This is a genomic window from Achromobacter sp. UBA5777 (assembly GCF_002418565.1).
Taxonomy (GTDB): domain Bacteria; phylum Pseudomonadota; class Gammaproteobacteria; order Burkholderiales; family Burkholderiaceae_B; genus Achromobacter; species Achromobacter animicus.
Genome location: NZ_DIEJ01000199.1, coordinates 6,529 through 6,900, shown reverse-complemented (window position 1 = coordinate 6,900; position 372 = coordinate 6,529). Strand labels below are relative to the sequence as shown.

The following is a 372-nucleotide window of genomic DNA, read 5'->3' as shown; positions in this document are numbered from 1 at the left end:
GAAGTCCATGTACGGATCGTCAACGGATTTCAGAGCATGGCCCAGATCCTTCAGACCTGCAATCGTAGACGCCTTCATATTGGTCTCGATATCCAGCGTGAAGTCGCGGTTGACCTTCCAGCGGGGTGCGCAGCACGCGGCCTGCGGGTTCTGGTGGTAGTCGATCATGCGGACGACGGTCTGCATGTGGCCCTGGGGCTGCATGTCGCCGCCCATGACACCGAAGCTCATGACCGGCTTGCCGCCGCGCGTGAGGAAGCCCGGGATGATGGTGTGGAACGGGCGCTTGCCGCCTTCGACCACGTTGGCCGACTTGGGATCCATCGAGAAGCCCACGCCGCGGTTCTGCATGCTGATGCCGGTGCCCGGCAC

The 372-nt window shown here is 62.9% G+C and carries 1 protein-coding gene; it reads right to left on the bottom strand.

Translation table 11 applies throughout. The features are described from left to right. The coding region (locus tag B3446_RS16640) for a gamma-glutamyltransferase (protein WP_291383475.1) at positions 1 to 372 on the bottom strand (372 nt) is incomplete at both ends.